General features: G+C 40.0%; 12 protein-coding genes and 1 pseudogene. 4 read left to right on the forward strand and 9 right to left on the reverse strand.

Annotated elements, in window-relative coordinates:
• Window positions 1-345 precede the first annotated feature (345 nt).
• From ITJ87_RS01065 to ITJ87_RS01075, 3 genes are all read right to left on the reverse strand, one after another.
• Window positions 346-1737 carry a hypothetical protein gene (locus tag ITJ87_RS01065; protein WP_117967016.1) on the reverse strand — a complete coding sequence of 464 codons (1392 nt, stop codon included), beginning with the start codon at window positions 1735-1737 and terminating at the stop codon, window positions 346-348.
• Between the two features lie 70 nt (window positions 1738-1807).
• Window positions 1808-2368, reverse strand: coding sequence for a helix-turn-helix domain-containing protein (locus ITJ87_RS01070; RefSeq protein ID WP_117976947.1), 561 nt, complete (start codon window positions 2366-2368; stop codon window positions 1808-1810).
• On the reverse strand, window positions 2350-2718 hold the full coding sequence (locus ITJ87_RS01075; RefSeq protein ID WP_117967022.1) for a DNA-binding protein: 369 nt from the start codon (window positions 2716-2718) through the stop codon (window positions 2350-2352). Before ITJ87_RS01075 ends, ITJ87_RS01070 begins: the two co-directional genes overlap by 19 nt.
• Before the next feature lie 218 nt (window positions 2719-2936).
• Between ITJ87_RS01075 and ITJ87_RS01080 the strand changes: the two genes are divergently transcribed.
• Window positions 2937-3614 carry a hypothetical protein gene (locus tag ITJ87_RS01080; protein WP_117967025.1) on the forward strand — a complete coding sequence of 226 codons (678 nt, stop codon included), beginning with the start codon at window positions 2937-2939 and terminating at the stop codon, window positions 3612-3614.
• 439 nt (window positions 3615-4053) lie between these two features.
• Here the strand turns inward: ITJ87_RS01080 and ITJ87_RS01085 are convergent, their stop codons facing one another.
• From ITJ87_RS01085 to ITJ87_RS18930, 3 genes are all read right to left on the reverse strand, one after another.
• Complete coding sequence (locus tag ITJ87_RS01085; protein WP_118918683.1) at window positions 4054-5331, reverse strand: hypothetical protein; 1278 nt, start codon at window positions 5329-5331, stop codon at window positions 4054-4056.
• A 355-nt stretch (window positions 5332-5686) separates the two neighbouring features.
• On the reverse strand, window positions 5687-6193 hold the full coding sequence (locus ITJ87_RS01090; RefSeq protein ID WP_117967030.1) for a hypothetical protein: 507 nt from the start codon (window positions 6191-6193) through the stop codon (window positions 5687-5689).
• Between the two features lie 228 nt (window positions 6194-6421).
• Window positions 6422-6535 (reverse strand): hypothetical protein, encoded by a 114-nt coding sequence (locus ITJ87_RS18930; protein WP_333494197.1) that lies wholly within the window; start codon window positions 6533-6535, stop codon window positions 6422-6424.
• Window positions 6536-6873: 338 nt separating this feature from the next.
• Here ITJ87_RS18930 and ITJ87_RS01100 point away from each other — a divergent pair, with 338 nt between their 5' ends.
• The gene (locus ITJ87_RS01100; protein ID WP_004311259.1) at window positions 6874-8103 is read left to right on the forward strand and encodes a site-specific integrase; all 1230 of its coding nucleotides are present in this window, start codon (window positions 6874-6876) and stop codon (window positions 8101-8103) included.
• A 19-nt stretch (window positions 8104-8122) separates the two neighbouring features.
• Window positions 8123-9334: a site-specific integrase gene (locus ITJ87_RS01105; RefSeq protein ID WP_004311260.1), complete on the forward strand. Its 1212-nt coding sequence runs from the start codon at window positions 8123-8125 to the stop codon at window positions 9332-9334.
• Window positions 9335-9398: 64 nt separating this feature from the next.
• Here ITJ87_RS01105 and ITJ87_RS01110 read toward each other — a convergent pair whose 3' ends face one another.
• Entirely contained in the window at window positions 9399-9692 is a 294-nt protein-coding gene (locus tag ITJ87_RS01110) for a helix-turn-helix domain-containing protein (protein ID WP_004311261.1), read from the reverse strand.
• Between the two features lie 12 nt (window positions 9693-9704).
• Complete coding sequence (locus ITJ87_RS01115) at window positions 9705-9908, reverse strand: helix-turn-helix domain-containing protein (protein ID WP_032849094.1); 204 nt, start codon at window positions 9906-9908, stop codon at window positions 9705-9707.
• Window positions 9909-10569: 661 nt separating this feature from the next.
• Between ITJ87_RS01115 and ITJ87_RS01120 the strand changes: the two genes are divergently transcribed.
• Entirely contained in the window at window positions 10570-14118 is a 3549-nt protein-coding gene (locus ITJ87_RS01120) for an Eco57I restriction-modification methylase domain-containing protein (RefSeq protein ID WP_004311263.1), read from the forward strand.
• Here ITJ87_RS01120 and ITJ87_RS01125 read toward each other — a convergent pair.
• Window positions 14090-14776 (reverse strand): annotated as a pseudogene (locus ITJ87_RS01125) (transposase); the annotation flags it as partial. The gene ITJ87_RS01120 and the pseudogene ITJ87_RS01125 overlap by 29 nt on opposite strands.
• Window positions 14777-14900: the final 124 nt, after the last annotated feature.

The raw sequence follows: 14900 nt of genomic DNA on the forward strand, positions 1-14900 counted from the left end.
AAGCATATTCAAGTTATAAAGTTATACCTCATAAAAGAACATCTCACCATTAAGTGATTTGATAATCGACTTTCAAGCAAGAGCACTCTCAAGCCAATTAAGCATATTCTGGTTATAAAGTTATACTTCATGAAAGAGCATCTCACCATTAAGTGATTTGATAATCGACTTTCAAGCAAGAACACTCTCAAACAGATTAAGCGTATTCAAGTTATAAAGTTATACCTCATGAAAGAGCATCTCACCATTAAGCAATTTGATAATCTGCTTCTAAAAATATATAAAGGCAAAGATTCAAGAGTATTTAAAGTACATCTTGAATCTTTGTATCTAAAAATAAATCGTTTAGAATGTTAAAAGTATTTGCTCTTCATCATTTGATGGTAAAATACGAGTTATTTTATCATTGTGCATAAGTTTGAATCCATAGCACCTTAGCATATTTTTCATTGTTACCATCTTTGATTTTTTTACACCTTTATCAGAATTACGTATCAGCCAATCAAGAATCTGGCATGAATATTTAAGAGATAAACCTTCCTCAACCATTAGCTGATAGAAAGAAGAACAAGATACCTCCTTAAATATTTTCGTAATAATAGGAATATCGATGAAGTAAACAACATCCTCTAATGAATACGACTGATTTGTAGATAACTTAGTTTTTCTAATCTCCTTTTTCTTCATATCCTCTATTATCCACTCATATAATATATTCATGAACTTTCGATGCATAGATTCCGTACCAAACGCAAACTTACTTTCATCAAAATTTTCCTCATCCCAATCATCACCGTAATAGTCAATACAATCATCTGAATTTAAATCTATTACAGTATCCTCCAATCCTTCCGCAAGATTGATGTTTTGAATTTCATTTTCAACTTTAGACTTTTTTGGTTTTCTTGTTCGTTTCTTACTCATTACTCTTTCTTTTGCTTCTTCTTTAGTTGTAAGGGTGGTAAAATATGTAATTTTGTCCCAATATTCTCGTTCGTCCACGAATCTACTCAAAGCATTATGCCACCTGCGATTAAAATATTCATCCAATATTCTAACTTTTTGTTTTTCCGAATAATATGCTCCATATTTACCTGTGATTTTCATAAATTCATGTAATTCTTCCATGTTCACTACGCCATTGATTAGAAATGTTTGACGGGCTGTAATTAATGAGTCTACATTTAATAGAGGATATTCTTCAGAAACTCCAATCATATAATCAATCTGCTTTAATTTTTCTTTATGCTCATAATTTGTATAATTCATTAATATATGATTTATCTCCTGACGTGCATTAATTATACGGTCTGAATAATAGTGCTTTGACTCACGTCTCATTTTTGCTATCTCATAATCATTATAACTAATATTTCCAATACACCTGTTTCTAAACAGATAATCAAGTGCAACTCTGTCCATTCCTAAATCGATATTTCTACATAATCTTTGTATTGACTCCTTGATTTTTTTTCCTTCTCTGAATCCAAAATAAATTTCCGCACATTTAATATCTATTTCTAAAACTTTATTCGTTATCTTATTTTTTATAGCAACAATATGCTTTATTTCTCGGAGACTGCATGGGCAACATACTCTTTGAGTTGTATTATAATAGTATTTATCAAACCCCCATTCTTTTTTTGCTTCATCCCATGTTGTGTATGCGCTATTTTTCAACACAGCATTCTTAAGAGCTATTGGAGGGTTTTCTTTTGTTTTTTTGAATTCACACATAATTTATTTTTTTAGAGGAACGGAAATTTTATTAAAATCTCCGTTCCATTGATTAATGTTTAAAATTTTATTAGCGAGACAATATAACTATCATTTCTCTTTTTTCATCTACATCGATTTGGAGTCCACAATCATCGAGTATAGTCCAAAACAACAGTTCGTCAGGTATTGGATAATTGTGTTTCGAGCAATATTCTTTATATTCATTCCAAAAAGGTTCATACTTAAAGCTTTGCCCTTTGAAAATCAAACATTTTTGATGTATCCAGAATTTAATAAATTGTTTCAAATCTTTGATTGTTGTCATTTTTTCTTTTTTTAATTGAGCCGATTTTGTAATATAATTAATTGTATCTCGTCCTGTAAAGTATCGGCTCGTTTCACTTTTCATTCCGAGTTGTTCTTGCAGCCATTCTTCCTGTTCATCAGGAAAGAAGTAATTCCGGTTTCCTAACTGATAAAAAAGTATCTTGCTTTCCGAAGTCATCTTATATAGTTTCGACTCGTTCACCAAAAATTCTTTTTTCTCCAAGTAAAGTTTGGCTTGTTTAATGGATAGATATTTGGGTATCTCTTCCGTCTTCTTGATTCTTTGCGTTAATAACTTTTTCATCATACTTTTTTCTTCCATTTGTTTAAAGGACTTTTAATTAATAATTGCAACTCATTTTCTTCATGTGATACGGTTTGAATTTTATCTTCACACCATTTGTCAAGTTCTTCTGGAATGAACAATAATGTATTACCACTTTTATGGAAAGGCATTCTTCCACAAGATGTAAGTTTATACAATTGGGACTTGCTCATTGGAAAACCTGTCTTTTTTAAATAGGCCAGTGCATTTTCCGTACTTAAATATTTGGGGATTTCTTCCCTTTTTTCTATTCTGTTCGTCAGAATGTTTTTTATCTCTGATATTTCCTGAATCAGATAATCTATCCGTTCCGGCAACGTGTCATAACTTGTTTTTTGATGTTCCATACCTTTTGTTTTTTGTTTCTGGTGCAAAATTCGGCAACTTTTGGAAGGGCATAAAAAGGCACGTTCAGGCACATTCAGGCACGATTGTATCAGACTAATTATTAGTTTGTTACATATATTACCGAAAAGAAATTATTGATTTTAGCACGTTCAGGCATGAAATATATTTGATTAGTTGGCTACGTTTTGTATTTTTGCCATAAACATCATGTAGTAATATGGCAAAGAAAAGAATACCGATAGACAAAGAGAGGTTTGAAACTTTAAAAAACGAGTTAGTAAGAGTTTCTAATATAGATTTGAGTTCAGACAATGCATACTCTGACCTATGCGATTATATAAAGAAACAGAGCAATACAAATTTTCCTCTCCCAAAATATGAAGACGGAAGCGTTATCCAGCAATCTGAAACTATCAGCGTTGATACATTACGTCGTTATTGGGGAGATAAGGATGCAGACAAGGAAAGAAAGCCGGATGTTGGAAAATTATCTTTCATGGCTCGCGCTTTAGGATATAAGGATTGGGAAACATTCTGCCACGAATACAAACAGACCAATACGGACTTTGACATAGAGAAAGGATTTAATGGAATGGACTATTTCAAGTTTTCTTCGTTATGCAAAAATGAAATAATCTGTATCGGCTGGTATCCTCAAAAATATTGCAGATTGAAGTTTTTAGGAGAATATTCTTTTGAGGTCGTTGAATCTTATAGAATGGAAAGTAAGATTGGACGCAAGTTTGAAACTTCCGGTTTCCGTCTCGCCCCAATATCAGACAAGGCTATTTTACCACAAGTCCTGATAGAGCCATTATATGAATATCAGGAAGACTTATGGAATGCCATAGAAAACTTTGATATAAAGAATTGTCCTACAGAAATCCTTTTATAAGAAAAGATAAAAGTGAACAAAGTGAGTAAAGTGAACTATATTTTTATAATAGAGCATATTCTTATTTTATAGACCATATAACGATATAAAACCTTATACTTTTTATAAAATATAGTTCACTTTACTCACTTTATTCACCATGTAATAATTTTCTACTTTTATTTATTCTTTCATATTCGAGATATGCTCGTGCTTCTTTATACCAAGTATTAGAGGCAAGAGAAAAGCTCAATACGTGAGACGAAAACAGCCTTATTTTGGGTATGGGTATATAGTAAGCTCAGATTGTATGGAGCTAAATAAGAAACGTAAATATTGCTTGATTTAGAGAAACATAGCACATATAGAACTCTCGTTTTTCCGATAGTTCAGATTTTAAGGCATAAAAAAATCCTCTTGCTGTATAGACACAACAAGAGGATATTATTTTGAGTTGATATTAGTTCAACGAAATAAGATTGATGATTCTGTTTCCGTTTTCTGCAACATTATCGATAATAACTTCATCTGTTTCTGTGATAGTTCCTACGACATTTACACCGTCCGAATATCTAAAACCTGTAAATGCGATATTCGGACTTTCTGAACTCGCCGAAAGACTTTGTATTTCATAGTCCAAGATTTGAAACTGAGATTCTTGATAATCTTTCATTGCTACTTTTGAGAAAGTTGTATTGCTATGGTTGTACCATGCTTTATTTGTGCGAATATCTCCAATATTAATTTGCTTATCAAGTTTTGTACATTTTTCTCCGTCAAACTCATAATGTTCATTCAGCACCATTGTTTTGCGTACATGATTAGGTACAAATCGCCAATACCCATTGAATTGTTCATCAGGTATGGTACATATTGTTTTTTCTTCTAAATCATTATTACCGATAGTTTCATACTTGATAATCTCTTTGTCACGAACTGAATATAAATCACCGTTGAAAACAAATGTATAAATATCTGAAATCGGATAAATTCTACCACCGGGGCACTTCACACGACAATTCTGTTGTTGCTCAAATCCTTGCCAATATACAATGAAACCATCACCTGTTACCGAAAAATTATCAAAACGTATATCATCTGGCAACAAACCCTCAATAGTCATTGTTTCAGGCGACAACTTTAATACCTGCTCACCTTTCAGATAGCCTTTGTAATAGATATTACCTTGTTTGTCAGTGAAGATATTATCGTTCTTACCAGGTGTTGATAGGTTTTCTGGAAAACGATATAATTTCTCAGTTTCTTTATTCAAAAGCATTGCGTAGTATGTATCTGCACCATGTAGTATAGGTTTTCCATCAGGTCCAACACTCGTCGTAAAATTTGACGGGTCATCATTATGTGCTTTTTCCCATTCCTCGCGGATTCTATTTGTATCAAAAAAATCGGGGTACATCAATAATACATTGTCTGATAATTTGTTGATTTCATAGATATTCAAAACATTTGTTTTGCCGTCAGAACCTGTGATTATTAATTTGGATTCATTGCCATTTTGGTCAATTTTCCACACTCCACCAAAAGTTCCAGACTCCCCAGAACGAGTATTAGTACCTTCTTTCGTATAAATCATCTTTGCATCGCGAACATTTACAGAGGAAAGATGCTTGTAAATTTCATTACGGTCAAATTCCTGATAGTTCCCACTTTTTTCGCAACTTGACAACATTGTTCCAAACAGGAACAAACTTAAAACAAAACAATAATTTTTCTTCATAATTACCAGTATTTATTCCATTCTCCCCGCCCACACAGAAGAAGTTTATAAAATGCGAAAGCGTGAGGGCTGCTAACTTATTTTACGGAATAGGCTCTGGTAAAACCCTTGAACTAAAACAAGCAACAGTCTCCCCACGCCATATATGGATATGACGCGAGAGATGCTAACTTATTCCCGTTCGTTAATAGTTTACCAGACTTTATTCCGGAGAATCAGTTAAACACTTTCGTGTACCTTAAATTTCTAATATGTCCGCCATGTTGCCATGACGATACAAAATTAGAAAAAATAAGGCACATCACAAAGTTACATCTCATAAAGAGACTGTTGCAGGTTACAAAATTAGATATTCTTATTCATTCAGCATTTCATCAATGGCGAATTCGTGAAGTTCATGCTCCAGCTCCATTTCTTTAAGCCGTTCTTCTTTCTTCCGAAAATAATCATCGCCCAAACCTTTTTCTTCGAGTGCCTTGTCGAATTTATCAAGTATTTCATCTGAAACACATTCTTCATCGTCATTATCGATTGACTCGTCCAATACAGCAAGCATATCCTCCATTGTGTATTCCTGTTCTTGTGAAGAAGTATCTTCCGTTAATGAAAACTCTGTATCATCCTCACAATCAATATCTGGTCCTAACATATCTATAAGCTCATCGATTGTATAATCTTTGTCTTTAAAAGAATCTTTCGTATTTTCTTCTTTGACAATCGGCTCTTGAACACCGGTTTCCTGTATGCTTTCTTTTTGAGCAGACATTTTAGTCTTTGGTGCTTTCTTTGAAGATTTCTTTTTAGTCTCTACGACTTCGGCAGTCACCGCTTGTTCTTCTTTTACTTTTTTCTTTCGTGTCATAACTTTATTTATTTTGACAATTAGTAATATTCCGAATAGTTGAATTTTCGGTTAATACATATATCCTCTTTTTTACCGGAATATAAAAGAAAAAGGTATTTTAACTATATTCTTAACCATAATTAAGCTCTCGCACCGGTAATTTTGCATAAAAAAAGCCCGATTCTCCACTAAACAAGAGAATCGGACTGTATGCTTGACCTATCAAAATTAAGAGAAATACGGACATTAAAAGCTCAATAAACTCGCATTTCTGGCTCTGTTTTCAGACTCCAAATCGGCAAGATATATCTCAGTAGTGGTTATACTTGTATGACCCAACATAGGTGATATTATAGACACCGGAACACCCTCGTTTCTCAATACGGTAGCATAAGTATGGCGTGCAACGTAAGTAATATTTAGAAATGCAATAAAAAACAGAATGACGATAATTAAACGTAAAACGTTTATAATTAAGCATTTTGCGAGAATTGCAGAACAGACAGACCTGCAAAAGAAAACAAAATATTGCGACGTTTCAGTTACCAGACTGTTAGCCGCCTGTTTCGGAAACGACGGCAGGTAACCGAATTTTTACCGATAAGAACAAAGCGGATTTGTATTCACTGTTTCTCAATGTTTTGCATGCCAAAGGACGCTTTTCAAAGGAGTATTTTTACAACCTAAAAAAGAGCGTTATGAAAGTGGAAAAATTCAAGGTGCTGCTCTACCTGAAAAAGAGCGAGCCGGACAAGACCGGCAAAGCCCCGATCATGGGACGGATCACCCTCAACCGCACGATGGCGCAGTTCAGCTGCAAGCTCTCCTGCACCCCCGGGCTGTGGAACGCGCGTGAGAGCCGGCTGAACGGCAAGAGCCGGGAAGCGGTGGAGACCAATGAAAAAATAGAAAGACTGCTGCTTGCCGTACACTCGGCCTTCAATTCCCTCATGGAAAGAAAAAGGGATTTCGATGCCGCCGCGGTCAGGGACATGTTCCAGGGCAATGCGGGCATGCAGATGACCCTGCTCAAACTTCTCGACCGGCATAACGGGGAAATGAAGGCCCGTGTCGGTGTGGACCGTGCGCCCACCACACTCTCGACCTACCTCTTCACCTACCGCACGCTTTCCGAATTCATCAAGGCGAAATTCAAGGTTCCGGACCTTGTCTTCGGGCAGCTCAACGAGCAGTTCATCCGCGACTATCAGGATTTCATCCTTCTGGAAAAGGGATATGCCGTGGACACGCTTCGCGGCTACCTGGCCATCTTGAAAAAGATCTGCCGCATCGCCTACAAGGAGGGCCACTCGGAGAAATACCATTTCTGCCACTTCAAGCTGCCCAAGCAGAAGGAGACAACACCGAAAGCACTCAGCCGTGAGAATTTCGAGAAGCTGCGTGATCTGGAGATACCGGAAAAACGCAGGTCACATGTCATCACCCGGGACCTCTTCCTCTTCGCCTGTTACACCGGCACCGCCTATGCCGATGCGGTAAGCATCACCCGGAAGAACCTCTTCCGGGATGACGAGGGCAGCCTCTGGCTGAAATACCAGCGAAAGAAAACCGACTACCTCGGACGTGTCAAGCTGCTTCCGGAAGCCGTCGCGTTGATTGAGAAATACCGGGACGATACCCGCGAGACTCTTTTCCCGCCGCAGGACTACCACACGCTCAGGGCCAATATGAAATCCCTGCGCCTGATGGCAGGGCTGAGCCAGGACCTTGTCTACCACATGGGACGGCATTCTTTCGCCTCGCTGGTCACGCTCGAGGAGGGAGTGCCGATAGAGACCATCTGCAAAATGCTGGGACACTCCAACATAAAGACCACCCAGATATACGCGCGCGTAACCCCGAAGAAGCTGTTCGAGGACATGGACAGGTTCGTCGAGGCAACCCGCGATTTGAAACTTATCCTTTAATCCCTAAACAATCATTATCATGCGCAGTACATTCAAGCTCTTATTCTACATCAACCGTAACAAGGTGAAATCGGACGGCACGACCGCCGTCCTCTGCCGGATCAGCATCGACGGAAAGAAATCGGCAGTCACGACAGGCGTCTATTGCAAACCCGGGGACTGGGACAGCAAGAAGTGTGAAATCAAAACAGCCAGGGAGAACAACCGCCTTGCCGCCTTCCGCAGCCGGTTGGAAGAGGCGTACGGGAACCTGCTGAGGAACCAGGGAGTGGTCACGGCCGAACTGCTCAAGACCACCGTGTCAGGCGCCAATTCCGTACCGGAATACCTCCTGCAGGCCGGAGAGGTGGAACGCGAACGGCTCAGGGTCCGCTCCAAGGAGATCAACTCCACTTCCACCTACCGCCAGTCGAAGACCACCCAGCTCAACCTCAGGCAGTTCATCGAATCCCGCGGGATGAAGGACATCGCCTTTTCGGACATCACCGAGGAGTTCGCCGAATCGTTCAAGGTCTTTCTCAAGAAGGAGCTGGGACACAGGAACGGACACGTGAACCACTGCCTGTGCTGGCTCAACCGGCTCATCTACATCGCCGTGGACCGGGAAATACTAAGAGCCAATCCGATAGAGGACGTGGCATACGAGAGGAAAGAAACACCTAAACTAAGGCATATCAGCCGCAGTGAACTGAAGCGGATGATGGAAACCCCGCTGCCCGACCCGATGATGGAGCTGGCACGCAGGACGTTCATCTTCTCCTCGCTGACCGGTCTGGCCTACGCGGATACGAGGGCTCTCCATCCCCGTCACATCGGAACGACTTCGGAAGGAAGAAGGTATATCCGCATCCGCCGCGCCAAAACGGACGTGGAGGCGTTCATCCCGCTGCATCCCATAGCCGGACAGATACTGGAGCTTTACAACACCACGGATGACGACAGGCCGGTATTCCCGCTGCCGGTCCGCGACGTCCTCTGGTATGAGGTACATGGAATGGGCGTGGCATTAGGCATGAAAGAGAACCTGTCCTACCACATGGCCCGGCATTCGTTCGGGACCCTGACACTGACCGCAGGTATTCCGATAGAGAGCATCGCCAGGATGATGGGCCACACGAACATCGACAGCACGCAGGTCTACGCCCAGGTCACCGACCGGAAGATATCCTCGGACATGAACCGGCTGATGGAAAGAAGAAAGCCCGCGGCCGGCAAGGAAGCCGCAGGCTAAATAAAAACTGCCGCCGGAATCGTAAATGCAATTCCGGCGACAATCCTTAAACTTAAATACGATATTATACCAATGCAGGGTGATAGTTCTCCTCCAGCAGCCTCTCGATGTCCGACTGCCTGTACAGGATCTTCCCGCCAAGCTGGATATAGGGAATCCGTCCTTGGTCCCTGTAATCCTGCAGGCACCTGCGGCTGATCTTCAACATCCCGGAAAGCTCCCTGTCGGTCAGGAACCGTTCCCCGTTGAAGGGAGGACGGTTGTCACGGGCAAGACGTTCCACTTTTTTCTCCATGTCGTCCAGCAGGGCAAAGAACCTGCGGACACGTTCGTTCTCCTTGTCGATAATGCCTTCCATCTCTTCCGCTCTTTAAAGGTTTCCGTTCTTCCTTCTTTCTCTCACCTCCTTCTCCTTGCGTCTGATGCCGACGTAGACCATCAACTTCTCCACATCCCCGGGCTTGTAATAGAACTTGCGCTGGAGGCGGGTGAACGCCAGCCGTCCGGTATCGCGGAGAGTCTGCAGGGTACGCGGCGAGATGTCAAGGCGCAGGCAGACATCCTGGCCGTCCAGTCACTCTCCGGGTTCCTTACAGCGGTTTCTCTCATACAATCTGTCCACACGTGCGGACAGGTTCTCGGCGCGCGCCAGCATCCTCTCAAGGACACCGGCCTCGATGTAGCATATTTCCATATTTTCAACTCGTTTAAATATCAGTGCGAATATAAGGGAAGAAACCATGAGAGGCAAGCACGACCGGCACACTGGCAGGAATAGTCATGGATAGTCGGTTTTTGTCATATGGGAAGGAAAAAGAAAGCCGAAGCAGGTCTGGATCCACTACCCCCTTTGGGTATGTGAAAGGAACGTTGTGGTGAAAGAAAAGACTCCTTTTCACACATGGATGAGGCAATGCCGGAAGTCCGGCAATAAAAAATGTGGCTTCTCTATCCGGGTAAATGCCATGATTACAGACTTCTTCCTGTTCCTATACCATCAGGTCGGTTACCTTCAGGTTAACAACTTATCCAACCTGTGATAGATCCGGATGTGAAAAGATTACTTTGGCTGGCTATTACAATATAATAAGTAGAATCATGTCAAATCTACTGCTGCTATTGTTTGTTGATAATGGCTGGCAGTAGAACAAACTTTCGTTAAACCAATACGTTCATTCTTTATTATCAAGTTTTTAGACTACCTTTGTATTTTATTAACTCATTTACCAAACATTATGGGACTACTCAAACCGAATCAAGTTTTGAACAAAGCATATAGACAGGTTGCGATTGAAACAACAGATTTTGACTTATTCAAAAATGCCCTTCGCACATTGAGAGACAATATTGTGGATGGGCAAAGAGAACACACGCAAAAAGAACATTTACGTAATTTTCTGAGTGAAACGTTCTACAAGCCATACTACATGGCTCCCGAAGAAGATATTGATTTGGCTATCCGATTGGATAAAACTATCAAGTCCAATATAGGGTTATTGATTGAAGTAAAGAGTACCACCAACAAAGGTGAGATGATTTCTAATGACAATCTTAATCGTAAGGCTTTGCAGGAATTATTGCTATACTATCTTAAAGAACGTGTCAATAAGAAGAACAATGATATTAAATATCTCATCGCTACTAATATTCATGAATTCTTTATTTTTGATGCCCATGAGTTTGAACGCAAATTCTATCAGAACAAACAATTACGTCGTGAGTTTCAAGACTTTGTGGATGGACGCAAAACCAGTAACAAAACCGATTTCTTCTATACTGAAATTGCAACAACCTATATTGAGGAGGTGAAAGATAGCCTTGAATACACTTACTTCAACTTACAAGACTATCAACACCTGCTTGATAGAACAGACAGTAGCGCTTCACGCAAACTTATCGAACTTTATAAGATATTCAGCGATACACATCTTTTGAAGCTATCGTTCCAAAATGACAGCAATTCGCTCAACCGTGGATTCTACACTGAGCTGCTACACATTATTGGTATTGAGGAACGCAAAGAGAATAATAAAACCGTGATTGTACGCAAAGCTGTGGAACGGCGTGACGAGGCTTCATTACTAGAGAATACTATTAACCAACTGGATGCAGAAGATTGTTTGCGTCACATAAATGGTCGTTTGTATGGGAATGATTATGAGGAACGGTTATTCAATGTTGCAATGGAATTGTGTATTACTTGGATGAATCGTATCCTTTTCTTGAAACTGTTGGAGGCTCAGATGTTGAAATACCACAATGGAGATGCAATCTATAAATTTCTTTCAATAACTAAGATTCATGACTATGATGATCTCAACACACTCTTTTTCCAAGTGCTTGCACGTGACATGGGCAGCCGCACACACTCCATTATGCGTGATTTTGCTTACGTTCCCTATCTTAACAGTTCTCTTTTCGAGGTGACAGATTTGGAAAGTAAAACAATTAAGATAAACAGCCTTTCACAACGTACGGTACTTCCTGTCTTGGCGAGTAGCGTATTACGAAATAAAAAACGCAATCTACAAGTCAACGCATTACCCACCCTGCAATATTTGTTTGCTTTTCTCGACGCTTATAACTTTGCGAGCGAAGGCAGTGAAGAAGTGCAAGAAGAGGCTAAAACACTCATCAATGCTTCTGTTTTAGGGCTTATATTCGAGAAAATAAATGGTCACAAGGATGGTTCAGTATTCACTCCAGGCTTTATCACTATGTTCATGTGCCGTGAAGCAATCACCAAGACCGTGTTGCAAAAGTTTAATGGTTATTATGGCTGGAATTGTACCACCCGTATAGAACTATACAACCATATTGACAATATAGTCGAAGCTAATGAACTAATTAACAGTTTGCGACTGTGTGATCCAGCTGTTGGTTCGGGTCACTTTCTTGTGTCTGCTCTCAATGAACTGATACTCTTGAAATACGAATTAGGTATTTTGGTAGATGCTACCGGTAAGCGTATCCGCAAAGCGGACTATCAACTTGCCATTGAAAATGACGAGCTGATTGTTACCGATACCGAAGGTAATTTATTTGCTTACAACCCACTCAATGCGGAAAGTCGCCGCATGCAGGAAACTCTTTTCAAGGAGAAGCGTCAAATCATTGAGAACTGTTTATTTGGCGTTGATATTAACCCCAACTCTGTGAAGATTTGCCGCCTACGACTGTGGATTGAATTGTTGAAGAATGCTTACTATACGGCTGAAAGTAATTACACTTATTTAGAAACCTTACCAAATATCGACATTAACATCAAATGTGGAAATTCTTTGCTTCACCGATTCGCTTTGACAGACAGTATTCAGACCGTACTGCGAGAGTCTAGTATCAGCATCAGCCAATATAAGGAGGCTGTAGCTAAATATAAAAATGCCCAAAGTAAAAGCGAAAAGCAGGATTTGGAAACGTTTATAACAGAAATCAAGTCGAAACTGAAAACAGAGATCAACCGCCGGGATGCACGATTGGTTAGATTGAACAAACGCCGCTCTGAGTTGGCAAACTTACAAGCGCCTCAACTGTTTGAACCGACAAAAAAGGAAAAGAAAGCGTCGGACAAGCGCATTGCCGATTTAAAGAAAGAAATTGCGACTTTAGAAAATATATTTGAGGAAATACGCTCCAACAAAATTTATCTTGGTGCATTCGAATGGCGTATAGAGTTTCCAGAAGTACTCGATGCCGAAGGCAACTTCTTGGGATTTGACTGTATCATTGGCAATCCACCTTACATTCAGTTACAATCTATGGGTAAGAGTGCCGATGTATTAGAATGCATGGGTTACATAACTTATGCACGCACTGGTGATATTTACTGCCTCTTCTATGAGTTGGGTATGAACCTGCTTACTCCCAATGGTTTTCTTTGCTATATCACGTCTAATAAATGGATGCGTGCAGGGTATGGTGAAGCCTTGCGAGGTTATTTCGCAAGCAAGACCAATCCTATTATGTTGGTAGATTTTGCAGGTATAAAAATATTCGATGCAATAACGGTAGAAGCAAATATTCTTTTATCTCAAAAAGCAGCAAATATTTTTAACACACAAGCTTGTTTGGTACAAGATTCGAATGGCTTGAATAATTTGAGCGATTTCGTGCAGCAACAAGGCGTGAAGTGTAACTTTGCAGATTCTATCCCATGGGTGATATTGTCTCCCATTGAACAGAGCATCAAGCAGAAGATTGAGTCTGTGGGAATACCCTTGAAGGATTGGAACATCCAAATCAACTATGGGATAAAAACTGGTTTCAATGATGCTTTTATCATTTCTACCGAAAAGCGTGATGAGATACTAGCGAATTGTCAAACAGAAGATGAACGTGTTCGGACGGCTGAACTTATACGACCGATTCTTCGTGGCAGGGATATCAAGAGATATGAATATGAATGGGCGGACTTGTGGATTATAGCCACATTTCCTTCGCGGCATTATGATATAGAAAGTTATCCTGCGGTGAAAAATTATCTTCTGTCAATTGGCATAGAGCGTTTAGAACAAACAGGAGAAACTCATATTGTTAATGGCAAAAAAATAAAAGCCCGAAAGAAAACTAGTAACGAGTGGTTTGAAACACAAGATAGCATCAGTTATTGGGAGGATTTTTCTAAGCCAAAAATTGTATGGAAAATAATCGGAAACCAAATGGCTTTTGCATATGATGCCAACAATTATGTAATGAACAATGCCTGTTATATTATGACAGGCGATCATTTGGATTATCTGTTGGCAGTATTGAATTTTCCAATAACTGAAGTAACCTTCGTGTAATCATACGAGTCTGTGATTTCCTGCGTTTACGCAGTTTGCTATAAGCAAGATAGGCACGGCGTACATCAAGATACTTGTTACGGGGACGTTGTATGTGCAAGGTCTGGCAATGTTTGCACAGATGACGATGAAGCCATACAATACCTTCCCATAAGAGTTTGGTATCAGTAGGAAAACGCAGATGACTTTCATAACAGGTGGCATCGGTCATACAGACATGAAGGTTCTCAAGATAAGGTTTCCAATGCTCGGCAAGAATGAGCTGGAGGGGCTCAACGTCAAGGCGATGCGCTAGTTCCTGACGAATTGCACTAACGATTTTAGGATTGGTTAGTGGATGAAGCGGATCAATCTGAACACCACAAAACAACTGGTAATGAATATTACCGTTTAAATGCTCAATCAGTTGTGCATCGGAAAAGTTGGTATAGGACTTCAAGACCATCAAGGCTATTTTACCTTCGGGAGAAAAATAACTTTTACGACCCAAAGCAGAGGACTTCAAATGCATTTGTCGGGCCAGTTCCGAGAAAGGAAACAGAGCATGGAGGCGACCTAATTCACTCGTTGCAAAACTTTGACGATATTTTTTTAGCATATCGAACTCGGTAAAACCTAAACGAGGTTCGATTTCTGAGATTTTTTGTATCTTTACCATGTGTTTTTATTTTAGATTACCCCCGTTTTGGCCGTCAAACCGTTTTTTGGGGGGAATGCTTAAAGATACAAAAAAGGCAACTAACTCGCAATGAATTAGTTGCCTTAAATTTTATTATTTTAGG

It is taken from the genome of Bacteroides sp. HF-162 (assembly GCF_015679285.1).
Lineage (GTDB): Bacteria > Bacteroidota > Bacteroidia > Bacteroidales > Bacteroidaceae > Bacteroides > Bacteroides uniformis.